Genomic DNA, 20,030 nt, shown 5'->3' with positions numbered 1-20,030 from the left:
CGAGGACCCGAGGGGCGATATGAACCGCCGCGGTTTCCTGCGAGCCGGCGCCCTCCTCGGAACGTCTGGGCTGGCGGGCTGTACCGGCGTCTTCGAGACCCAGTCGGCCTGGCGCGACCCCCCGATCGTCGAGGACCGCCCCGACGCCGCCTACGTCCCCGCCTCCGTCGAGGAAATGGGGACCTACGGGTTCGTGGAGGCCGGCGAGTACACCGTTTCGCTCTCGTATACCTACCCACACCGCTTCTGGACGATCACCGGCACGGAGACCAACAGGGTCGAGATCACCGACGACGACGCGCTGCACCTGATGGCGAGCGTCTGGGAGACCGAATCGGGTGTCGTCGTCCCGGCGGACGTCCGCATGACCGTCGAGGGCGGGGACGGAACGCCCTACGCCGGCCAGCTCTGGGCGATGCTCTCCCAGCGCATGGGGTTTCATTACGGGGACAACCTCGCGATCGAGGAGGAGGGCGAGTACACCGCGACCCTCCGCATCAACCCGGCGGACGCGCGGGGCGTCGGCGAGCTCGGCGGGGCCCTCGAAGAGCCCCGCACCGCCGAGTTCGACTTCGAGTTCGACACCGACGTCGTCTACGACCTCGGGTTCGAGCTGATCGACGAGAGCAGGCGGGGCCAGCGCGGCGAACTCGACCTGATGGACCACGAGGAGATGGCGCACGCGGGCGGCGACCACGGGACCCACCACATGCCCCAGTCGACCGTGCCGCCGGCCGAGGAGCTGCCGGGAGAGCTGATCGGAGCCGAACGGAGCGGCGACGCCGAGTTCGTCGTCGTCGCCCTCGACGCGGAGCGCTTCGATGGCCCGTATCTCGCCGTCTCGCCGCGCACGCCGCACAACCGCGTCATGCTCCCGCTGATGGCCCTCTCCACACGGGTGACTCGGGAAGGAGAGTCCGTCTTCGAGGACTCGCTGACGGCGACGCTCGATGCGGAGCTCGGCTTTCACTACGGCGCGCCGGTGGCACTCGAAGAAGGCAACGTGATTCGCATCGAAATCGATTCGGTTCCCCAGATCGCGAGACACGACGGCTACGAGACGGCCTTTTTGGAGATGCCCGCGATCGAGATCGAGTACTGACTTACTCGACGTAGTCGATGTCCTGTAGCTGCCCGGCGGACTGTTCCTGTTGTTGCTCTTCCTCCCGACCGTAGATCTGCGGGGAGTCGACGCCAGTGACGACGATCATCGTCCGCATCGCACCCTCGAGCTCCTCGTCGACGGAGGTGCCCCAGATGATGCGGGCGTCGGGGTCGATGCGCTCGTAGATCTCCTCGACGACGCCCTCGGCTTCCTCGATGCTCATGTCGTTGCCGCCGGTGACGTTCACCAGCGCGGAGTTCGCCCCCGAGATGTCGACGTCGAGCAGGGGCGATCGGAGCGCCGACTTCACCGAGTCCTTGGCCTTCGACTCGGAGTCACTTTCGCCGAGCCCGATCATGGCGACGCCGCCCTTCTCCATAACGGTTCGAACGTCCGCGAAGTCGAGGTTCACTAACCCGGGTTTGGTGATCAGCTCGGTGATCCCCTTCACCGAGCGCATGAGCACCTCGTCGGCGACTTTGAACGCCTGCCGGACGGGCAGTTTGCCGACGGCATCGAGCAGGCGGTCGTTCGGGACGACGATCACGGTGTCGGCGACGTCCCGAAGGCGTTCGAGCCCGGCCTCCGCGTTCGTTCTCCTGACTTCGCCCTCGGCGGTGAAGGGCGTCGTGACGATGGCAATGGTGAGCGCACCCGACTCGCGGGCGGCCTTTGCGACGACCGGCGCGCTCCCGGTGCCGGTCCCGCCGCCCAGCCCTGCGGTGACGAACACCATGTCCGAGCCCTGGATCGCGTCGTTGACCTCGTCCTCGCTTTCCAGCGCTGCCTCCTCGCCGACCTGCGGGAGCGAGCCCGCGCCCCGGCCGCGGGTCTTCTGCTCGCCGAGCAGGATCTTGGTGTCGGCCTCGATCTCCACGAGGTGCTGGACGTCGGTGTTCGCGGCGACGAGCTTCGCGCCGTGGATCCCCTCCTCTTCCATCCGGTTGACGGTGTTCCCGCCGGCGCCGCCACAGCCCACGACGGTGATGTTGGTCTGGAGGTCCTCCAGTACGTTGCGAAGCTCCTCGTCGGTCATCTGCCCCGACTCGCTGACCTCGGGGGCGACGCCGTCGTCCTCGGCGTCCTCGGTGTCGTCTCCCGGCGCCGCCTGCTCGGCCTCGTCGTTGTCGACGGCGTCCTGAATGATCGAGTCCATTGTCTTGCGCGCTCGTAATGTACCCATCGTAATGATTGTTCCCGTTTCCGTCCGACACGCGTCCGACCGGTTCAGGGAGAATATGACAACGTCCTAATCTCCTCGGACGTCACCGCATCGGGATCGATGGTCCGGCCGTCGACCTCGACGGGCTCGCCCGACGCGAGGCGCCCGAACTTCGGCCCCTCGGGGACGCCGAGGGTCGCCGCCTTCTCCGGGTCGAACGCCCGCTCGCGGACGAGTACCCCGTCTGACCGCCGCTCGACCTCGTACTCCCGGTCGAGAACTCCGACCAGATCCTCGAGGAGCGCCTCCCGATCGGCGTCGCTCGCGAAAGCCGCGCGCTCGCCGACCTCGGATCCGCCCTCCGTAGTCCCGAAGGCGACAGTGTAGCGCTCGACCGCCTCGCGGACAGCATCGGGATCGACCGCGCGGGCTGTCCCGATCAGCTCGACGGGCAGCGGGCGGACCTCGAACGGTCCGCCGTGCTCGCCGAATCGGAGCCCCGCCTCGACGGAGTCGAGTTCGGATTCGAGTCGGGCAACGAGGTCGAGGTCCCGGCCATCGACCTCCCGGAGCCACGTCTCGCTCACCACCCGGTAGCCGAGCTCCTCGATGACGGATTCGAGTTCGGGGCGCTCGCCGTCGATGACCGCGATTTCGGCCCCGCTTCGCTCGAAGGCCCGGTCGATCACGTCGGGGTCGATCGGCCCCATCTCCTCGAGACACCAGTCGGCACCGATGTGTCCCACCGCCCACGGCGTTTCCGTCACTATTCGCGTGGGACGGGGCACGTAGTGGCCGCCGCCGAAGGCGACGACCTGTCTTTCCTGGTGGGTAACGCCCTCCAGATCGAGGATCGACCGACCGACCGCGCGGGCACCCGCGGCGTCCTCCCACTCCGCTTCGCCGCTTCCCAACTCCGCAAAGAGCGAGGGTGCTCCTACTGAGGTCGGTCCGTGGTGGGTACACTCCATGCCGACCTCGTAGCCGTCGGGGGCGTGCTCGCGAAAGCCCTCCAGCAGCCGCTTGTGCGCCGCCGGCGCGGCCGCCGCGAGCTCGCCGGCACGCCCGCCGAACTCCGCCGGACCGAAGTTGCCGGTGAAATGCGCCGTGAGAAGCGGCCCCGTCTCGCCCGAATGCCGGGAGGCGAAGACGACGAGGTCGGGATCCGAAAACGCCTCCGCGACGCCGTCCAGTTCGAGGTGCCACTCCCCGAACGTGCGGAGTTCGAAGCTCGCCCTCTCGGTTTCGAGGGTGTAGTAGCTCCCGCCTCCATCCCCATCGGGTCGGTCCGAGCCCTCGCGTTCGCGCCAGTCGGCGAGCTCGAGCAGCTGCTCGCCGATCGATTCGGAGGCCGAATCCGCACGGCTGACGACGATTCCGATCACGGGCGGCGTTCGCGGCGTTCGCGAATAAACGCGTCGCTCCCCCGGGCACTCGATCACGGGTTCCCGGGGTGTTATGCCGCGTCGGTCGGATACTCCACGCATGGACGTCTACGGGCTGCTTGGCAATCCGGTGGGACACTCGTTATCGCCACCGATGCACGAGGCGGCTTACCGGGAGCTGGGGATCGACGCCCGGTACGTCACCTTCGAACCGGAGGTCGAATCGCTCGAGGCCGCGATCAGGGGGGCCGGAGCGCTTGGAATCAAGGGACTGAACGTGACGATCCCGTTCAAACAGGACGTGGTGACGATGATCGAACTCGACGATCTGGCCGACCGGATCGGGGCGGTCAACACGATCGGGTTCGAGGGTGAGAACCGCACCCCGGTCGGGTACAACACCGACGCGGTCGGTGCCCGCCGGGCGCTCGAACACCACGACGTGGCTCTCGACGGCGCGCGAGCGGTACTGATCGGAGCCGGCGGGGCCGGGCGGGCGATCGCGTTCGCGCTCGCCGACGCCGGGGCGACCGTGACGATCGCGAACCGGACCGAGGAGCACGCGACCGAGCTCGCACAGGCCGTACCGGGTGCGACGGGCCACAGCCTCGGCGAACTCGAGAGCTTGCTCGCCAACGCAGAGGTGCTCGTCAACGCCACGAGCGTCGGGATGGAGGGAGACCGTTCGCCGGTGGCCGCCGACCTGCTCGATCGCCGCCTGACGGTGATGGACATCGTCTACCAGCCGCTCGAAACCCGCCTGCTTCGGGAGGCGAACGAAGCCGGTGCCGAGACGATCGACGGGGCGTGGATGTTGCTCTATCAGGGGGTCGAGGCGCTCGAACAGTGGACCGGACAGGAGGCCCCGGTCGACGCCATGAACGAGTCACTGCGGGGGGAACTGTCGGATTCGTCGGGCGCTTTTAAGTAGGTCGGCGCGTATACCACCTCCAATGGCACTGCTGAACAAGCTGAAATCGTTGCTCGGGCTCGACGGCGGGCAGTCGAACAGCGGTCGGCAGGGCACCGACACCGCCGGTGTCACGGTCGAGCGCGACCCCGAATCGGACGCCACCGCCGACGAGCGGGCCCAACCAGAAACGCCCGCTCCGGGCTCCGAGGCCGCCGAACCCGATCCCGTGGCCGAGGACGAACCGACCGCCGAGCCCGACTCGGGGGCAGATCCGGAGCCCTCGGTCGACCCCGAGGTCGACGGCCCGAGCACCGACGGGTCCGCCGAGGCTACCGAGGACGACCCGGCCGGACCCGAATCAGAGCCGATGGAGATGGTCGAACCCGAGTCGGAGTCGAACGGAGAGGAGGAACCCGATCCCGACATCGGGACCGAACCGGACGCGACGTCCGAGCCCGAACCGGATGTGGATGGGAACGCCGAGCCCGACATCGGGGACGAGACGGGCGACCCGGAAGCGGCGTCCGGGCCGGTCGGCGAGCCGTCATCGGAGTCGGTTTCGGAGGGGACCCTTCGGGAGATCAAGGGGATCGGCCCCTCGTACGCCACGAAACTCTCCGATTCCGGTGTCGATTCGCCCGCCGACCTCGCGGCGGCCGACGCCGGCGAACTCTCCGAGTCGACCGGGCTCTCCGAAAAGCGCCTCCAGGGCTGGATCGACCGCGCACGGTCCCGGTAGTCCACAGGGACGCGTTTTCACGGGCTTCGAGCGCCGCGGCGACGCTATTCGAGAACGAACGCCGGCTCCTCGATCGATTCGGTCTTACACGAGGGACACCGCGAGGGGACGTTCAGCGGGTCGTCGAACCCCGAGAACCCACACTCGCGACACTCCGGCGGGGAAACCAACAACTGTTCGTCGCCAGCGTCGCCGTCGACCGAACGCGAGACGTGCTCGAGGTGCGAGAGGGCGCTCCCGGTCGTGATCGCGAACTCGCTGGCGAGCGCACTGGGGGTCGCGGGCCCCTCGCGGAGGCGGGCGGCGATGCGTTCGCGGGTCGTACCGGTCGGTTCGCGCATACGGGTTCCGAGGCGACCGGGGAACAAAACCGTTGTCGGGCCGGCTCGGCGCCGGACAGGAAAAACGACTTACCACCGGGTGACGATACGCGAGTATGGACGCAATCGTGCTGGCTGGCGGGTACGCGACGCGGCTGTGGCCGATCACGAAACATCGACCGAAGATGGTGCTGCCGGTCGGCGAGGAGACCGTCATCGACCAGGTCTTTTCGGGTCTCGAAGCCGACGACCGGATCGAGGACGTCTACGTCAGCACCAACGAGCGCTTCGCCGAGGAGTTCGAAGCACACATCGAGGCGAGTCGCTTCGAGAAACCGCGCGTCTCCGTCGAGGAGACCAGCGAGGAGGACGAGAAGTTCGGCGTCGTCGGTGCGCTCGCCCAGCTCGTCGAGCGCGAGACCCTCTCCGAGGACACCCTCGTCATCGCGGGCGACAACCTGATCAGCTTCGACATCAGCGAGTTCATCGACTTCTTCGAGACCAAAGGGGAGCCCGTGCTCGCGGCCTACGACGTCGGTTCCTACGACCGGGCGAGCCAGTACGGGATCGTCGACCTGGAGGGCGACCGGGTCGTCGGCTTCGAGGAGAAACCCGAAGAGCCCGCGAGCACGCTCGCCTCGATCGCCTGCTACGGCTTTCCGGCCGAGGACCTCGACCGACTGGACGAGTATCTGGCCGACGACAACAACCCCGACGAGCCGGGCTGGTTCATCCAGTGGCTCGTCGAGCGGGGCGAAGTATATGCCTTCACGTTCGACGAGGCGTGGTACGACATCGGCACCCCCGAGAGCTACCTCGACGCCGTCGAGTGGTTCCTCGACGGCGACAGCCACATCCACCCCGACGCAACCGTCGAGAACAGCACGGTCGGCGAGAACGTCCACGTCATGGCCGGCGCACACCTCGACGGCGTCACCGCCGAGCGCTCGGTGATCTTCCCCGACGTGACCGTCACCGACTGCGAGCTCCGGGGGACGATCATCGACGAGGGCACCCACGTCGAGGGGATCAACCTCGCGGGCGCGCTCATCGGCGCCCACACGAGGATCAACGGCGACGACTCCGACGCGTAGCTCACCCCAATCGTGCGTCGGTGATCGTCAGGGTTCCGCGGCCCTCCCCCCATTCCGTCTCGTATTCGATCTCGATCGGGCGGTCCATATGCGGTCCGTCGGTGACGAGCGTCTCGAACTCCCCGCCCTCTCCCAGTACGTGGACGCCGTAGCGCTCGTTGAGGGCGATCAGTTCGTCGAGTGCCTCGCGATCGAGGGTTCGTCCGAGCCACGACTCGTCGAGGCCGGCCGCGGCGACCTGCACGATCCGGATCTCGAAGCCCGCATCGAGCATCGCCTCCGCGAGCGAAACGGGGTCGCGCTCCCACAGCGGCGTGAACGTCTCGGCGCCCAGCCGCTCGGCCATCGCGGCGATCCGGCTGGTCTGGAACTCGCTTTCGACCGCGCCGGCGATCAGCCCATCGACCCCGAGCGACTCGTCGAGTTCCGAAAGGGCGGCTTCGAGCGGTTCGAGTTCGGCGTCGCCCTGCGCGCCCGAATCGGCGACGGCCTCGGCCCCGACCGCGGAGTCGACTTCGAGCAGTTCGATACCGATGCTCTCGGCCGCGAGGGCAGCGAGGTCGGTCGCGGGCACGTGGTACATGTACGAGTCAGCGGCGGGGTGGACGGTCACCAGCCGCGAGACCGCCAGCCCGGATTCGAGCGCACGATACAGCGCCCACGAGGAGTCCTTTCCGCCCGAGAAGAGCGCGATCCAGTTCGTCATACGGAGGGACTGTGCCCTGAGCGGTAAAGCTCAGTCGGTCGCCTCCGCGTCCGCTTCGGCCTCGGGGGCGCCGGCAAAGCGCGTCGAGGCCCGGACCCCGACGAGACTGATGACGACGCCCGCGACGACGAAGGCGGCGAGCTGCTGGATCGGCGCGAGGGTGAACCCCTCGACGGAGACGGTCCCGACGTCGAGCGACGGTACCGTCGAGTGGGCCATCGCCGCGCTTCGCTGCAGGAAATACGCCGAGAACCCCCGGACGACGAGTCCCAGCGCGATCACCCCGAACGGGAGGTTCAGCGACGAGGTGGGGACGGGCTCGTCGCGGATCGCCTCGTCGATCAGACGGCCCGTGCTCGCCGTGAGCGCGGCCATCGCGAGCCACGGAATGCTGTCGTAAGCGAAGCCCATCGCGGGGACGAGAACGCCCCCGCCCGAGTCGAACCCCGAGACGCCGAGCACGCCGACGAAGACGCCCACCAGCGCCAGTCCCACGGCGACGACGTAAGTCACGACCGATACCTGCCCCGAGTACAGCGCCCCGCGCAGGTTCGCCGACAGCGTCGAGCGGTAGCTGTCGATCCCCAGCCCCTTATACAGGAGGAACAGCCCGAAGACGGCGGTCAGCGAGGCGACGGCGACGACCGGTCCCATCGACGCGAGCAGAACGGGAAAGACGATCAGCGCCAGCCCGAGCGGGACGAGCGTGATTTGGCGGAGCTCCTCGTCGCCGAGGAACTGTTTGAGCAGGTAGTACGTCGATTCGATGTCGCGGGCCTGGCGGACCACAACCCGGTCGACGGAATCGACCGACAGGCGGCTCTCGATAACCGGGACGAACCGTTCGTCCTCGGCACTGTCGGTGACGATGATCGCGGTGTCGACGGCGTGGGCGGCCCGAAGCGCCTCGATCTGGGCAGCGATCGACCGGCCCGCCCCGACCGCGTCGGCCCCACCCGTGACGACCGCGACGGTCACCGCCTCATTGCCGTCCCGGAGCTCGCGGGCCACCCGCAGGGTTTCGAGCAGGCAGTTGACCCGGGAGTCCTCCGGGTCCGCGAGACCGACGTCGATCACGAGCGATCGAACCGCCTCCCAGCCGACGACGGGGGGAGAGACGCCCGCGGCCTCCGCGATCGCACCTGACCGATCGAGACACACCACCAACGTACTCACGATGTGCCCACACAGACGCCGCCCGGATAAAAACCTACAGGCGCACGTCGATTTCGCGGTCCGAGTCGCCGACCACGCTCGCGATCCCCGCCCCGAACGCGTAGGCGACCGACGCGCTCCCGACCGAGAGCCGCGCCATCATCCCGCGGTCGGGCTCGAACTCCCGGACGTCGGGGTCGAGGTCAAGGACCTCGCCGAGGCGGTCTTTTGCGTCCTCGCGCGTGCCGAGCGAATCAACTAGGCCGAGTTCGAGCGCCTCCTCGCCGACGTAGACGCGGGCTTCCGTCGCGCGGATCGTCTCCTCGCTCAGCTCGCGGCCCTCGGCGACGCGCTCGACGAACTGCCCGTAGAAGTCGTCGATGAGTCCTTGGAGGTAGGCGCGCTCGTCCTCCTCCATCTCGCGCAGCGGCACGCCCGCGTCCTTGTACTTCCCGGCGGCGAAGCGCTCGTAGGACAGCCCTGCACGCTCGGCGAGATCGGCGGCGTTGACCCGCGAGCCGATCACGCCGATACTCCCCACGAGGCTGGCCTCGCGGGCGAACAGCTCGTCACAGCCGCTCGCTATCCAGTAGCCGCCGCTGCCACAGACGTCGGTCGCGTAGGCGATCGTCGGCCCGTCGAACTCGACGACCGCCTTTCGGATGTCGTCGCTCGGGACGACTTCGCCGCCGGGCGTATTGAGCTTCATCAAGAGTCCCTCGACCGTCTCGTCGGCGTCCGCGGCCTCGATCTGCTCGACGATGTCGTCGGTGGGAGTGGTGGTGGGCCCGCTCGGCAACCGCCCGCCTCCACCGTCCCGCGAGATGGGCCCCTCGACGGCCACCTGGGCGACGTTGTAGGTCGTAAAGGCGCTTCCGGCGAGCCGACCCGCGATCCGCAGGCCGATCAGGCCGGTGGCGATCACTAACAGGACCCCGACGAGCTCGACGCCCGTCGTCGGCAGTTCGAAGAACAGCACGTAGCCGACGGCGACGGCGAGCAGCGCTCCGAGCAGCGAAACGGCCAGTCGTCCGATCCCGCTCGCGTTCATACGGACCTCCGGGTCATACTCGTCGATCGGGCCGGAGGCTGATTAAAGGTTGAGAACGGAGACGGCGGTCCGCCCCCTAGTGACGTCGCTGCGGGCGGCGGAGATCGGACCGCAGAAAGGTGAGAAACCGGTCCTAGAGCAGGCCGGTCTTCTGGAGCTTCATCAGGTCCTCGGTGTCGAGGGTCTCGCCCTCCTTGAACTTCTGATAGATCTCCTCGGCTTCCTCCTTGGCCTCCTCGCGTTCCTGCTCGCGGTTGGACTTGCGGGCCTTTTCCTCCTTCTTGTCGAGTTCGCGCAGACGCTTTTGGACGCGGACGAAGTCCTCGTGGTGCTGGTCGGCGGCCTCCTGGACCTCGACGAACGCCTCGTGCATCTCGTCGGCGTCGTCCCTGATGTCGTCGGCTTCCCGATAGGCCTCGATCATGTCGTTGTGGTGCTCCTGGGCCTGATCGGCGAGCTCGGTGACCTTCTGGTGATGCTGGGAGGCCTCCGAGCGGACCTCTTCTGCCTCCTCGACGAGCCCCTCGAGGTCGTCGTTACCCTCGAGTTTCTCCTGGCGCTCGCGGTACTCCTCGCGCTTGTTTTCGATCTTCTCGATGAGTTCGCGCTCGTCCTCCGTCGAGAGCACCTCGGTCTGCTGTTTGAACTCGAGCTGTTCGATCTCCTCTTCGAGCTCGTCGAGCCCCTTGCCGTCGTCGAGTTCGAGGTCCGACTTGCGGCTCTCGACCTCGTCGAACAGTTCGTTTGCCTCGGCGTTGAGGTCGTTTCGCTTCTGTTTGTGCTCCTGGACCTGCTCGTTCAACTCGTCGCGTTTCTCCCGGTGTTCTTGGGCCTCGTCGACCTTCTCGCGGGTCGCCGCGTTGAGCTCGTCGCGCTTTCCGGCGCGCTTCGAGGCCATCTGGTTGAGGTCGTTTCGTCGGTCCCGGAGCTTGCCGGCGAGTTTGATGAGCTGTCCTTTCGAGTCGCTTTCGAGATCGGAGTCGCTGATCTCGATGTTCTTGCTTTCGTCTACCATGCGTAGTTAATCCGTTAGCCATCCCTCCACCGAAACCCGGCAGTACACACTCCTCGTCGCAACCAACCCAGTATAAGGATGCCCTCTCATTTTTTCGAGCGATACTGCCGTCACGCCGGTGGCGTTCTGGTACCTCTTAGTACAGGCACGATCGATTTAACTGTTGCGGTCATGAAAGGTTGTAAAACGGTACCAAGGACCCTGAACTCGGGCGAAAACACGCGAACCACGTCCACTTCCGATCCGTCCATGGCTCGAAGGAAGGGATCTCGGGGCCCTTCGATCGGTATGATCGAACGGATCGCCTGTCGCTGTGAAGAGTGCGACCGGAAACTGACCGACGAACGCCGGGCACTCACCGTCGAGGGGACGGGTGCGTTCGCCACGCCGACGAGTGTCCGTGGTGCGATGACGATCACGGTCGCCCGCGAGTGATCGAAGTCGAAGCCCCTATCGTTTCCCGCCGGCTCCCTCCGGCATGCACGTCGGAGCACACGTCTCGATCGCCGGTGGCGTCGACAACGCCGTCTCGCGACAGCTCGATGTGGGCGGCAACTGCGGGCAGATCTTCACCACGTCCCCGCAGGTCTGGGCCCACCCCGAAATCGACGAGGCGGAGGCCGAACGGTTTCGCGAGGAGACGCTCGAAACCCTCGACGGGCCGTGGGTCATCCACGCCTCGTATCTCGTGAACCTCTGTACGCCGAAGGAGGACCTGCGCGAGAAGTCGGTCGCGAGCATGCAGGCCGAACTCGACGCCGCCGAGCAGTTGGGGATCGAGTTCGTCAACGTCCACCTCGGTGCCCACACCGGCGCGGGCGTCGAGGGGGGACTCGAGAACGCCGCGGGAGCGCTCGACGAACTCGACGTTCCCGAGGACGTGACGATCCTGATCGAGAGCGACGCGGGATCGGGCACGAAACTCGGCGGGGAGTTCGAACACCTCGCCGAAGTGCTCGAAGCCAGCGAGCACGACCTGGACGTCTGTGTCGACACCGCCCACGCCTTCGCCGCGGGCTACGACCTTTCTACTGCCGAAGGCGTCGAGGGGACCGTCGAGGAGTTCGACGACGTCGTAGGAATAGAACACCTCCGGTGTATCCACCTCAACGACTCGAAACACGCCTGCGGGACGAACAAGGACGAACACGCCCACGTCGGCGAGGGCCTGATCGGGGTCGAGGGGATGGAAACCATCATCAACCACCCCGATCTCGAAGACGTTCCGCTGGTGCTCGAAACGCCCACCGAGGACGGCAAGAGCTACGAGTGGAACATCGACCGGGTTCGGGAGCTCCGACGGTAGATGCGCCGGTTCGACGCCGACTACCTCGAAGAGACGCGCCGCGGGATGTGGGAGGAGGTCGGGACGCTCGCGGACCTCGAGCTCGAGGAAAGAGAGCGGATCGCGGACGTCGGTTGCGGGACGGGCGAGCTGACGCGCGTGCTCGCACGTGAAAGTCCCGCCGAGGTGATCGGGATCGACGCCGACCGGAACCTGCTCGCGTCCGCCTACGACCACGTCCCGGTGTTGGCGGGCGATGCGACCCGCCTGCCCCTTCGGGACGGCGCGATCGATCTGGTGACCTGTCAGGCCCTGCTGATCAACCTCCCCGTGCCCCGCCGGGCGGTCGGGGAGTTCACGCGGGTCTCTTCGGACCTCGTCTGTGCGATCGAACCCGACAACGGCGGGGTGGAGGTCGAGTCGACGGTGGAAAGTGAGTCGGCGCTTGCCCGGCGCGCCCGCGAGCACTACATCGGGGGGGTCGGGACGGACGTCACCCTCGGGGCGGACAGTAAGGACCTGTTCGAGGAAGCCGGACTGTCTGACGTGCGAACGCGACGGTACGACCACGAGACGGTCGTGAAACCGCCCTACGACGATGCGGCGCTCGAAAGCGCGAAGCGCAAGGCCACCGGGGAGGGGATCGAGAGCGACCGGGAGACCATGCTCGAGGGATCCCTCGAAGCCGGGGAGTTCGACGAGCTACGCGCCCAGTGGCGCGAGATGGGCCGCGAGGCGATCGGACAGATGCAGGCCGGCGAGTACGAGCGGGTCGAACGGGTGCCTTTCTACGTGACCGTCGGTCGGGTCGACGCATAGTTCAGGCCGCCTTCCCCTGGTCGGTCGTGACGTGAAGCGTCTTTCTTACTGTGGCGTGAGTGATCCCCTCTTCGTCGATGAGGTCGACGGTGTAGACGCGGTCGGTCGAGTCGGTCCGTTCGAGCTCCGCACGGATGGCGTCGAGCTCCTCGTCGGACAGCCGGAAGGTCGCGTACAGCGTCCCTCTTCCGGGCTTCTTGAAGCGGATCTCGGCCTCCTTGTCCCAGACGACGTACTCCTCGCCGAGGGTTCGGATGAGCATCATCATGTAGACAGGGTCGACGGCGCCGTACATGCTGCCGCCGTACGTCGTACCGACGTAGTTCTTCGTCCGCCAGTTCAGCGGGAGCTCGATCCGGACCTCCTGCCAGTCGGGCGCGATGTGGGTGATCCGGCCGCCGGTGCCCCGATAGGCCGGAAACAGGTTGAAGACGTGCCGGGAGAGCCGCGCGCGGAGGGCGTCGAACATGGCGGGGGATGGCGGGAGTCTACGAAAGGAGTTGTCAAACGGGGCGCGAACGGAGAGGAGTTTCCGAGCTCAGACCACGTCGCCCCGCACCGTCGCGCCCTGCTGGCGCTCGCGGTAGGCCTGTAGGGTCTCTGCGGCCTCGCTCGCCTCGCCCTCGTCCATTCCGAGCATCCCGAGGGCCTCGGGAAGGGTGGGGAGGACGAGTTCGCCCGAACGCAGCTTCCCGAAGGCTTCCTCGCTACGCCTGCCGTCGACCCAGAGACAGACCCCACGGGGGTCGAGGATCTGCTCGTAGTCGTTTCGCATCTTCGCGCCCTGGAGGCGCTGGGTGACGTTGTCCTCGAAGCTCGCGTTACAGACCTCGAGGTGGATCGGTTCGTCGTCGCCGATGAGATGGGCCGCGAGACACTTCTCCGGGGCGGCGTAGCCGTTGTCGTTTGCGCGAATATGTTCGGGGAACGTCTCGGCCCACTCGCTTCTGACCGTCCCCCCGATCCCCTTCACGCCGTATCGCTCCTCGAACTCCTCGCTTCGGTCGCTATCGCCCCCGCCGCCCAGCAGGACGTCCTTGGTGAGATAGACGTCGAGGCGTTCGATGGGGTCGAGCCCGAGCGAAACCTCGCCGTAGACCCAGATCTCGCGAACGGGGACGGGCATGGGGTCGGACTCGACCGTCTCGACCAGCCGTTCGACCCGCTCGACCGCCGCGCTTCGATCCATTGTCAACCCTTGCGTGCGGGGGGCCAAAACCCCCTCGGAGCGAAACCGTCATACGCCGAGCCGGGTTAGGATCGGGCGATGGAGTGTACGAAGTGCGACCGCGAGGCGGTCATGCACGCGGCGTACTCCGGGGCGCATCTCTGTGAAGCACATTTCCTCGAGAGCGTCGACCGGCGGGTCAGAAAACGGATCCGTGAGGACTCCCTTCTGTCGGACGACGCGACCCCCGAGGACCCCGAGACGTGGGTGATCGGCCTTTCAGGAGGAAAAGACAGCGTCGTTCTCACACACGTTCTCCACGAGACGTTCGAGGAGGACCCCCGCGTCGAGTTGGTGGGGTTGACGATCCACGAGGGAATCGAGGGCTACCGTGATAAGAGTCTGGACGCCTGTGTCGAACTCGCCGAGGAGATCGGGATTCGCCATGAGGTCGTCAGCTACGCCGAGGAGTTCGGCGTTCGGATGGACGACGTCGTCGAGGACGACCCCGAGGACATGGCCGCCTGCGCGTACTGCGGCGTGTTCCGCCGGGACCTCCTCTCGAAATACGCCGAGGAACTGGATGCGGACAAACTGCTGACGGGTCACAACCTCGACGACGAGGCCCAGACCGCGCTGATGAATTTCTTGGAGGGTGACGTCGCCCAGATCGCCAAGCACTTCGACGCGTCACTCGGGGGATTCGGCGAACGGAAGGAGGGAGACGAGTTCGTCCCGCGGGCCAAGCCCCTACGGGACGTCCCCGAAAAGGAGGTCGCGCTCTACGCCCATCTGACGGACCTCCCGGCCCACATCACCGAATGTCCCCATTCGAGCGAGGCCTATCGCGGCGAGATCCAGCGTCTACTCTACGACCTAGAGGAGAACCATCCCGGGACGCGCCACTCGATCATGGCCGGCTACGAGGAGCTCGGAGGAATCGTCTCCGACGAACTCGACGACCGCAGCGCCGACCTGAAGGAATGCGAGCGCTGTGGCTCGACCACGACTCGAGAGATCTGTCGAAAGTGCTCGCTGCTGGCGGCGATCGAGGCGGTGTAGGCGAAGCTACAAGCGACTGGCGTTCCCGGTTGAACCATGCGACAGCGCCCGCTCGGACGCACCGGTTGGACCGTCTCGGAGATCGGACTCGGCACCTGGCAGGTCGGCTCCGATTGGGGCGAGGTCTCCGACGAGGAGGGCCGGAGCGCGATCCACGCCGCGCTCGACGCCGGGGTCGACTTCATCGATACGGCCGACGTCTACGGCGACGGCCGCAGCGAACGGCATATCGCCGCCGTCCTCGAGGAGCGCGAGGAGGAACCCGTCGTCGCCACCAAGGCCGGCCGCCGGCTCTCGCCCCACGAGGTCGAGGGCTATACGGAGGACAACTTGAGAACCTTCGTCGATCGGAGCCGGGAGAACCTCGCCGTCGAGACGATCGACCTGCTCCAACTGCACTGCCCGCCCACGGAGGCCTACTACCGTCCGGCGGTCTTCCACGCGCTCGAGAGCCTCGCAGACGAGGGCCGAATCGACGAGTACGGCGTCAGCGTCGAGACGGTCGAAGAGGGACTCAAGGCAATCGAGTACCCCGGCGTACAGACCGTCCAGATGATATTCAACCCGTTCCGCCAGCGACCCGCGGAGCTGTTCTTCCGCGAGGCCAAACGCCGCGACGTCGGCGTGATCGTCCGGGTGCCGCTAGCCTCGGGCTTACTGACGGGAACCATCGACGCCGACGACGAGTTCGCGGAGGACGACCACCGCAACTACAACCGTGAGGGCGAGGCGTTCGATCGCGGCGAGACGTTCGCGGGCGTTCCCCTCGAGGACGGTGTCGAGGCCGTCGAGGAACTCCGACCGGTCGTCCCCGAGGGCGCGACGATGGCGCAGTTCGCACTGCGCTGGATCCTGAGTTTCGACGCCGTCAGTACGGTGATTCCCGGCTCGACGAACCCCGAACACATCCGCCAGAACGTCGAAGCCGCCGACCTCCCGGCGCCCGACGACGCACAGCACCGGGCGGTTCGGGACGTCTACGACCACCACGTCGTGCCGGCAGTCCATCACCGCTGGTAGTCGCCGCGTTCACGGTGAAAACGGCTGGGCCGGAGACGTATCCGACCATCGGGGTTGGCTATCGGAACGGGCCGTCGGCTGACGGGTCGAAAAACGGAGGGCAGGAAGAAGGCCGTCGCGTCGCGGTCAGCGGATGACGTCCAGCCCGTTGTTCTTCTCCAGCTCGTCCTGGCCGCCGTCGCTCTGGGCACCGGCGTCGACCTGCCGGCCGTCGATCGAGGCCCGCGAGCGGTCGGCCTGTTTCTGCGTGCTCGGGCCGAGGATCTGGGCGCTCTGAACGCCCGTCATGATCGCCATCACCCGGACCTTGCCCTTGTATTCCTCCTGAATGCGCGCGCCCCAGATCACGTTGGCGCTGGCCTCCAGGCGCTCGGTGATGTTGTCGGCGATGCCCTCGGCCTCCTTCAGCGTGAGGTCCGGGCCGCCGGTGATGTGGACCAAGCCACCCGAAGCGCCGCGGTAATCGACGTCGAGCAGCGGGTGGTTCATCGCGTCGTTGACGACCTCCTCGGTCTTGTTCTTGTCCTGGGTCTCGCCGACCAACATGACGGCGACGCCACCCTGGTTCATGATCGCGGTCATGTCGGCGTAGTCGAGGTTGATCAGCGAGGGTTGGGTGATCGTCTCGCTGATTCCTTTCACCGTCTCGGCGATGATCTGGTCCATCACCGAGAACGCCTTTCCGATCGGGAGGTTCGGGACGTAATCGAGCAGGCGGTTGTTGTCGAGCACGATGATCGAGTCGGCCTCGTTTCGGAGTTTCTCGAGTCCCTCCTCGGCTTTCACCGTACGAGCCCGCTCGACGTTGAACGGCGTCGAGACCATACCCACGACGATCGCGCCCTGGTTTTTCGCGATCTTCGAGACGATGGGTGCCGCGCCGGTGCCGGTGCCACCGCCCATACCGGCAGTGACGAACACGAGATCCGCGTCGCCGAGCACCTCCTCGATGGTGCCGGTGGCCATCTCGGTGGCACGCTCGCCCATCTCGGGGTCGCCGCCGGCACCGAGTCCGTTGGTCAGGGACTTGCCGACGAGGATCTTCGTGTCGGCCTCGATCATCTGGAGGTGCTGTTTGTCGGTGTTGATCGCCACCGTCTCGGCGCCGTCGACGCCGATGTTGTAGAGCCGATTGACGGTGTTGTTACCGGCACCACCACAGCCGACGATGACGATCCGCGGATCGCCGAACTCCTCGGCGTCGCTGAGCTCACGTTTGCGCTGTTGCTCGCTCTCGGCGTTGTCGAGCGCGTCGCGGACGATGTCCTGCATCGGTTACACCTTCGCCCACGTGCGTTCGGTTTGCTGGGTGTCCTGGCCAACACCCCGCTCGTCGAGCATCTCCCGAACCGCGGCGCGGATCGCCTCGCTGCGGTTGGGGAACTGCCCCGTCTCGACCATTCGTTCGACCTCTTCTATCTGTTGTTCCGGGATTCGCAGTGTCACACGTTCCATGATTCTTCCCCTTGTGTAAGACGAGGACCGAAATGCAGTCGTCGTGTCTTACAAAACGGCCAGACCCGCCCCATCCGTGGCGAGTCGATGGCCAGCACGTAAGACGTGTCTTACATGGCCGTACCGTACCCGCGGGAACTATTAAAACTACCGGCCGATTCGCCCGTCAGGGGTCCAGCACGTCCGCGGCGGGCGTCCGACGGCCGCAGTCGGGACAGAACGCCCAGTCCGATCGGAGCTCGATCCCGCAGTGACAGGTCGCGGGGTCCGTGGCCTTCTCGCCGCAGTTCGGACAGTAGGCGTGCGCGTCTTCGAGGGGTTCGCCACACTGCTGGCAGGCGTGTTCCCGCCCGGTCGAATCGTCGGGCGTGTCTTCGTCCGTTTGCGTCGTTTGCGCCGCTTTCGCGTCGCGTTCGGTCCGAACTCGGTCGTCTTCGATCGCGACGGTGACGGTGAGGTCGGTGCCGCCGGCGAGTCGGTCGTCGATCCGTCGGTCGATCTTGTCGGTGATGAGCGAATCGAGCGAACCCTCGGTCCCGCCGGGCGCGCTGGGCTCGGAGCCGAGGTACGCGCGGAGCGCCTCGCGCATGACCTCGCTTTTCGAGGTGTCCATCGCCTCGATGCGGGCAACGAGGTCGTCGTCCGCGCGAAAGGTTACCTTGCTCATCGAACTGGGCGTTTATAGCTACCCCGAGTATATCAACGTTTAGGATCGCGTCGGACGCGCGTCTCCCGTCGGGGACGGGTTCGGGTGAATAACAACCCTTAAGTCCGGAAACGCACGACCGGTAGGTGTCGCCCGCTCTTAGCTCAGCCTGGTAGAGCAGCCGACTGTAGATCGGCTTGTCCCCCGTTCGAATCGGGGAGAGCGGACTTCTCCGAACGCACATGAGGACCGAGCGGCTCGCGGCGCGATGCGGTATCCGTTTCGTACTATGGATCGAGCGAACCAATCGCTCGCTGGTGAAGACGGATGGTACAGTTGACCGCAATGAGCGCCCCGCAGTTCGTGTGCAGTTCGACCGACACACATGTCGCCCGACAAAGACCGATAGACGGCCGCAGTGTTCAGGCGTCGTCGGCCAGTTTCTCCGGGTCGAGTTCGCCGTCGAGGTAGCGCCGTCCCCGCTGGGCGAGGCGATACACGCCGTCCTCGCGCGCGAGCAGCTCGCGGGTGGCGAGCTGGCGACAGCGGTCGGCGACGTACTCCTCGCTCTTCTCGAGGCGTGTGGCGACCGCACTCGGCGTCGCCGGTTCCTCCGCGAGCAGCTCCAGGATCCGTTCGTCGGTGTGGGTCATCCAGTCGATCCGCAGGCGCGCGTTCTGTTCCCTGAACCCGCCCTGCAGCAGTCGCGAGAGGACTCCGTCGGCCATACGGACCGTTCGGGACGAGGGTATTAGTCCCCTTCGCGGGGACGAGGCGCGAGCGCTCGCCAAAGTCAGCGATACGACGACGGGATTCTCGAACGCGAGGGCGAATCGAACCGCATCAACATCACAAGAGGCGGTCGGACACGGCAGATATCACAGCTGTCGTTCGGCCTCGCGAAGCCCCTGCGCGATCGACCTGCGCTCGAAGTAGACCGCCTCGACGGTGAAGACCGCGGCCGCGATGAGAACGACGAGCCAGAAGACCGACGGAAGCTGTGCGTAGAGATACCACGTAAGCATGACGAAGAAGGCGGCAGACCCGACGGTACCGACCAGCGGCGGGAGGGCGTTGATGGTCCCGCGGTCGCGGTTGGCGAGCGCGAGCCACTTCGAGATCACGAGCCCGCCGTAGAGCAGCGCCGCCTCGGGCTGGGCGGCGACGACCTCCTCGAGCAGCAGGCTCGTGATGACGAACCCGACGAGGACGTAGATGAACGCGGCGATCGGGATCGAGATGAAGATCCCCTTCGCGATCGTCTCGTCGGGGTCGTCGAACTGCTCTTGGTCGTAAAAGAGCAGCTGCCACCCCTCGAAGGAGACGAAACCGACCGAGGCGGCGATGATCGGGTTGAAATCGAAACTCGAGAGCGAGCGGCCGAGTTCGGAGAACCCTATCTGGAGAATCTGGTTCGAGAAGCCGAACCAGAGCGCGATGGGGCCGAACAGGCCAATGATCCCCGCCTGGACGAAGACGAGATACCGCTCGACGGCGGCCGTCGAGCCCGCCCCCAACAGGTTCAGCCCGACGAAGGCGGCGATGACGAACACGGAGAGGAACTGCCGTATCGGCAGCCCCCAGACGTACTCGATGCCGAGCATCATCCGGCCGTACGCACCGAACGCGTAGGCGTACATCGCCATCGTACCGATGTAGCCGACGACGAGAGTCCACCCGATGACGCCCGCGACCGTCGTCCGGTCGGTCAGTTCCTCGAGGAAGGACACCGAACCGCCGCTGTTGTCGGTGATCTCGTTGAGCTTGACGTACGAGTAGGCACAACAGAGCACGACGACGGTCGCGAGCGAGTAGGCGAACCACGTCAGCACGCCGGCCGCCGCGACGACGATCCCGATCGCCGCGTAGATCCCCCCGCCGACGATCCCGCCCACGCCGAGCGCAACGGCCGTCCCCACGCCGAACATCT

Annotated in this window: 23 protein-coding genes and 1 tRNA gene; 10 read left to right on the top strand and 14 right to left on the bottom strand. The window is 66.5% G+C overall.

Going from position 1 to position 20,030, the window contains the following annotated elements; genetic code table 11:
- Window positions 1-19 precede the first annotated feature (19 nt).
- On the top strand, window positions 20-1,102 hold the full coding sequence (locus EAO80_RS09675) for an iron transporter (RefSeq protein WP_122089709.1): 1,083 nt from the start codon (window positions 20-22) through the stop codon (window positions 1,100-1,102).
- Window position 1,103: 1 nt separating this feature from the next.
- On the opposite strand, the gene ftsZ (EAO80_RS09670) is transcribed toward EAO80_RS09675, so the two are convergent.
- Both ftsZ (EAO80_RS09670) and EAO80_RS09665 read right to left on the bottom strand, forming a co-directional pair.
- A complete protein-coding gene (gene ftsZ / locus EAO80_RS09670; protein WP_122089708.1) occupies window positions 1,104-2,261 on the bottom strand; it encodes a cell division protein FtsZ in 1,158 nt (385 codons plus the stop codon).
- A 71-nt stretch (window positions 2,262-2,332) separates the two neighbouring features.
- Window positions 2,333-3,652: a D-aminoacyl-tRNA deacylase gene (locus tag EAO80_RS09665; protein ID WP_122089731.1), complete on the bottom strand. Its 1,320-nt coding sequence runs from the start codon at window positions 3,650-3,652 to the stop codon at window positions 2,333-2,335.
- A 100-nt stretch (window positions 3,653-3,752) separates the two neighbouring features.
- Between EAO80_RS09665 and EAO80_RS09660 the strand changes: the two genes are divergently transcribed.
- On the top strand, window positions 3,753-4,583 hold the full coding sequence (locus EAO80_RS09660; RefSeq protein WP_122089707.1) for a shikimate dehydrogenase: 831 nt from the start codon (window positions 3,753-3,755) through the stop codon (window positions 4,581-4,583).
- Window positions 4,584-4,605: 22 nt separating this feature from the next.
- The gene (locus tag EAO80_RS09655; protein WP_122089706.1) at window positions 4,606-5,304 is read left to right on the top strand and encodes a helix-hairpin-helix domain-containing protein; all 699 of its coding nucleotides are present in this window, start codon (window positions 4,606-4,608) and stop codon (window positions 5,302-5,304) included.
- A 44-nt stretch (window positions 5,305-5,348) separates the two neighbouring features.
- Here EAO80_RS09655 and EAO80_RS09650 read toward each other — a convergent pair whose 3' ends face one another.
- Window positions 5,349-5,645, bottom strand: a complete 297-nt coding sequence (locus EAO80_RS09650) for a transcriptional regulator (protein WP_122089705.1) — start codon at window positions 5,643-5,645, stop codon at window positions 5,349-5,351.
- Between the two features lie 95 nt (window positions 5,646-5,740).
- On the opposite strand from EAO80_RS09650, the gene EAO80_RS09645 reads away from it, so the two are divergent.
- A complete protein-coding gene (locus EAO80_RS09645; protein WP_122089704.1) occupies window positions 5,741-6,718 on the top strand; it encodes a sugar phosphate nucleotidyltransferase in 978 nt (325 codons plus the stop codon).
- Between the two features lies 1 nt (window position 6,719).
- Here EAO80_RS09645 and EAO80_RS09640 read toward each other — a convergent pair whose 3' ends face one another.
- The 4 genes from EAO80_RS09640 to EAO80_RS09625 form a co-directional block, all read right to left on the bottom strand.
- Window positions 6,720-7,424, bottom strand: coding sequence for a diphthine--ammonia ligase (locus tag EAO80_RS09640; protein ID WP_122089703.1), 705 nt, complete (start codon window positions 7,422-7,424; stop codon window positions 6,720-6,722).
- Between the two features lie 30 nt (window positions 7,425-7,454).
- Entirely contained in the window at window positions 7,455-8,600 is a 1,146-nt protein-coding gene (locus EAO80_RS09635) for a DUF373 family protein (protein ID WP_211330673.1), read from the bottom strand.
- 34 nt (window positions 8,601-8,634) lie between these two features.
- The gene (gene sppA, locus EAO80_RS09630; RefSeq protein WP_122089701.1) at window positions 8,635-9,630 is read right to left on the bottom strand and encodes a signal peptide peptidase SppA; all 996 of its coding nucleotides are present in this window, start codon (window positions 9,628-9,630) and stop codon (window positions 8,635-8,637) included.
- Window positions 9,631-9,763: 133 nt separating this feature from the next.
- On the bottom strand, window positions 9,764-10,645 hold the full coding sequence (locus EAO80_RS09625; RefSeq protein ID WP_122089700.1) for a coiled-coil protein: 882 nt from the start codon (window positions 10,643-10,645) through the stop codon (window positions 9,764-9,766).
- A gap of 288 nt (window positions 10,646-10,933) precedes the next feature.
- Here EAO80_RS09625 and EAO80_RS19685 point away from each other — a divergent pair, with 288 nt between their 5' ends.
- The 3 genes from EAO80_RS19685 to EAO80_RS09615 are packed head-to-tail and all read left to right on the top strand — an operon-like array spanning window position 10,934 to window position 12,749.
- On the top strand, window positions 10,934-11,080 hold the full coding sequence (locus EAO80_RS19685) for a hypothetical protein (RefSeq protein WP_162993950.1): 147 nt from the start codon (window positions 10,934-10,936) through the stop codon (window positions 11,078-11,080).
- Between the two features lie 43 nt (window positions 11,081-11,123).
- On the top strand, window positions 11,124-11,951 hold the full coding sequence (locus EAO80_RS09620; RefSeq protein ID WP_122089699.1) for a deoxyribonuclease IV: 828 nt from the start codon (window positions 11,124-11,126) through the stop codon (window positions 11,949-11,951).
- Window positions 11,952-12,749, top strand: a complete 798-nt coding sequence (locus tag EAO80_RS09615; protein ID WP_122089698.1) for a class I SAM-dependent methyltransferase — start codon at window positions 11,952-11,954, stop codon at window positions 12,747-12,749.
- Window position 12,750: 1 nt separating this feature from the next.
- Here the strand turns inward: EAO80_RS09615 and EAO80_RS09610 are convergent, their stop codons facing one another.
- Entirely contained in the window at window positions 12,751-13,218 is a 468-nt protein-coding gene (locus EAO80_RS09610; protein ID WP_122089697.1) for a DUF4442 domain-containing protein, read from the bottom strand.
- 69 nt (window positions 13,219-13,287) lie between these two features.
- Window positions 13,288-13,938, bottom strand: a complete 651-nt coding sequence (locus EAO80_RS09605; protein ID WP_122089696.1) for a DUF7095 family protein — start codon at window positions 13,936-13,938, stop codon at window positions 13,288-13,290.
- 78 nt (window positions 13,939-14,016) lie between these two features.
- On the opposite strand from EAO80_RS09605, the gene ncsA reads away from it, so the two are divergent.
- Complete coding sequence (ncsA, locus tag EAO80_RS09600) at window positions 14,017-14,979, top strand: tRNA 2-thiolation protein NcsA (RefSeq protein WP_122089695.1); 963 nt, start codon at window positions 14,017-14,019, stop codon at window positions 14,977-14,979.
- A gap of 36 nt (window positions 14,980-15,015) precedes the next feature.
- Window positions 15,016-15,999, top strand: coding sequence for an aldo/keto reductase (locus tag EAO80_RS09595; RefSeq protein ID WP_122089694.1), 984 nt, complete (start codon window positions 15,016-15,018; stop codon window positions 15,997-15,999).
- Window positions 16,000-16,125: 126 nt separating this feature from the next.
- Here EAO80_RS09595 and ftsZ (EAO80_RS09590) read toward each other — a convergent pair whose 3' ends face one another.
- The 3 genes from ftsZ (EAO80_RS09590) to EAO80_RS09580 all read right to left on the bottom strand — a co-directional run bounded on the left by ftsZ (EAO80_RS09590) (window position 16,126) and on the right by EAO80_RS09580 (window position 18,121).
- Window positions 16,126-17,271, bottom strand: a complete 1,146-nt coding sequence (gene ftsZ / locus EAO80_RS09590) for a cell division protein FtsZ (protein WP_122089693.1) — start codon at window positions 17,269-17,271, stop codon at window positions 16,126-16,128.
- A 3-nt stretch (window positions 17,272-17,274) separates the two neighbouring features.
- Window positions 17,275-17,454, bottom strand: coding sequence for a ribbon-helix-helix domain-containing protein (locus EAO80_RS09585; protein ID WP_122089692.1), 180 nt, complete (start codon window positions 17,452-17,454; stop codon window positions 17,275-17,277).
- A gap of 166 nt (window positions 17,455-17,620) precedes the next feature.
- A complete protein-coding gene (locus tag EAO80_RS09580; RefSeq protein WP_122089691.1) occupies window positions 17,621-18,121 on the bottom strand; it encodes a double zinc ribbon domain-containing protein in 501 nt (166 codons plus the stop codon).
- A 132-nt stretch (window positions 18,122-18,253) separates the two neighbouring features.
- Here EAO80_RS09580 and EAO80_RS09575 point away from each other — a divergent pair.
- Window positions 18,254-18,327 (top strand) — tRNA-Tyr (locus tag EAO80_RS09575).
- Window positions 18,328-18,522: 195 nt separating this feature from the next.
- Here the strand turns inward: EAO80_RS09575 and EAO80_RS09570 are convergent.
- On the bottom strand, window positions 18,523-18,828 hold the full coding sequence (locus tag EAO80_RS09570; protein ID WP_122089690.1) for a phage repressor protein: 306 nt from the start codon (window positions 18,826-18,828) through the stop codon (window positions 18,523-18,525).
- Window positions 18,829-18,978: 150 nt separating this feature from the next.
- Complete coding sequence (locus EAO80_RS09565; RefSeq protein WP_122089730.1) at window positions 18,979-20,028, bottom strand: amino acid permease; 1,050 nt, start codon at window positions 20,026-20,028, stop codon at window positions 18,979-18,981.
- Window positions 20,029-20,030: the final 2 nt, after the last annotated feature.

It is taken from the genome of Halalkalicoccus subterraneus, from assembly GCF_003697815.1.
In the GTDB taxonomy this organism is placed as follows: Archaea; Halobacteriota; Halobacteria; order Halobacteriales; family Halalkalicoccaceae; genus Halalkalicoccus; species Halalkalicoccus subterraneus.
The sequence above is the reverse complement of the archived record's forward strand: the minus strand, read 5'-3'. Positions and strand labels throughout refer to the sequence as shown.

Excerpts from the sequence above, each read along its gene's own strand:
- EAO80_RS09650 (WP_122089705.1), bottom strand. The coding sequence starts at position 5,645 with ATGCGCGAACCGACCGGTACGACCCGCGAACGCATCGCCGCCCGCCTC.
- ftsZ (WP_122089693.1), bottom strand. The coding sequence starts at position 17,271 with ATGCAGGACATCGTCCGCGACGCGCTCGACAACGCCGAGAGCGAGCAA.
- EAO80_RS09570 (WP_122089690.1), bottom strand. The coding sequence starts at position 18,828 with ATGGCCGACGGAGTCCTCTCGCGACTGCTGCAGGGCGGGTTCAGGGAA.
- EAO80_RS19685 (WP_162993950.1), top strand. The coding sequence starts at position 10,934 with ATGATCGAACGGATCGCCTGTCGCTGTGAAGAGTGCGACCGGAAACTG.
- EAO80_RS09660 (WP_122089707.1), top strand. The coding sequence starts at position 3,753 with ATGGACGTCTACGGGCTGCTTGGCAATCCGGTGGGACACTCGTTATCG.
- EAO80_RS09595 (WP_122089694.1), top strand. The coding sequence starts at position 15,016 with ATGCGACAGCGCCCGCTCGGACGCACCGGTTGGACCGTCTCGGAGATC.
- EAO80_RS09675 (WP_122089709.1), top strand. The coding sequence starts at position 20 with ATGAACCGCCGCGGTTTCCTGCGAGCCGGCGCCCTCCTCGGAACGTCT.
- EAO80_RS09580 (WP_122089691.1), bottom strand. The coding sequence starts at position 18,121 with ATGAGCAAGGTAACCTTTCGCGCGGACGACGACCTCGTTGCCCGCATC.
- ftsZ (WP_122089708.1), bottom strand. The coding sequence starts at position 2,261 with ATGGACTCGATCATTCAGGACGCCGTCGACAACGACGAGGCCGAGCAG.
- ncsA (WP_122089695.1), top strand. The coding sequence starts at position 14,017 with ATGGAGTGTACGAAGTGCGACCGCGAGGCGGTCATGCACGCGGCGTAC.
- EAO80_RS09605 (WP_122089696.1), bottom strand. The coding sequence starts at position 13,938 with ATGGATCGAAGCGCGGCGGTCGAGCGGGTCGAACGGCTGGTCGAGACG.
- EAO80_RS09620 (WP_122089699.1), top strand. The coding sequence starts at position 11,124 with ATGCACGTCGGAGCACACGTCTCGATCGCCGGTGGCGTCGACAACGCC.
- EAO80_RS09655 (WP_122089706.1), top strand. The coding sequence starts at position 4,606 with ATGGCACTGCTGAACAAGCTGAAATCGTTGCTCGGGCTCGACGGCGGG.
- EAO80_RS09585 (WP_122089692.1), bottom strand. The coding sequence starts at position 17,454 with ATGGAACGTGTGACACTGCGAATCCCGGAACAACAGATAGAAGAGGTC.
- sppA (WP_122089701.1), bottom strand. The coding sequence starts at position 9,630 with ATGAACGCGAGCGGGATCGGACGACTGGCCGTTTCGCTGCTCGGAGCG.
- EAO80_RS09565 (WP_122089730.1), bottom strand. The coding sequence starts at position 20,028 with ATGTTCGGCGTGGGGACGGCCGTTGCGCTCGGCGTGGGCGGGATCGTC.
- EAO80_RS09640 (WP_122089703.1), bottom strand. The coding sequence starts at position 7,424 with ATGACGAACTGGATCGCGCTCTTCTCGGGCGGAAAGGACTCCTCGTGG.
- EAO80_RS09610 (WP_122089697.1), bottom strand. The coding sequence starts at position 13,218 with ATGTTCGACGCCCTCCGCGCGCGGCTCTCCCGGCACGTCTTCAACCTG.
- EAO80_RS09625 (WP_122089700.1), bottom strand. The coding sequence starts at position 10,645 with ATGGTAGACGAAAGCAAGAACATCGAGATCAGCGACTCCGATCTCGAA.
- EAO80_RS09645 (WP_122089704.1), top strand. The coding sequence starts at position 5,741 with ATGGACGCAATCGTGCTGGCTGGCGGGTACGCGACGCGGCTGTGGCCG.
- EAO80_RS09615 (WP_122089698.1), top strand. The coding sequence starts at position 11,952 with ATGCGCCGGTTCGACGCCGACTACCTCGAAGAGACGCGCCGCGGGATG.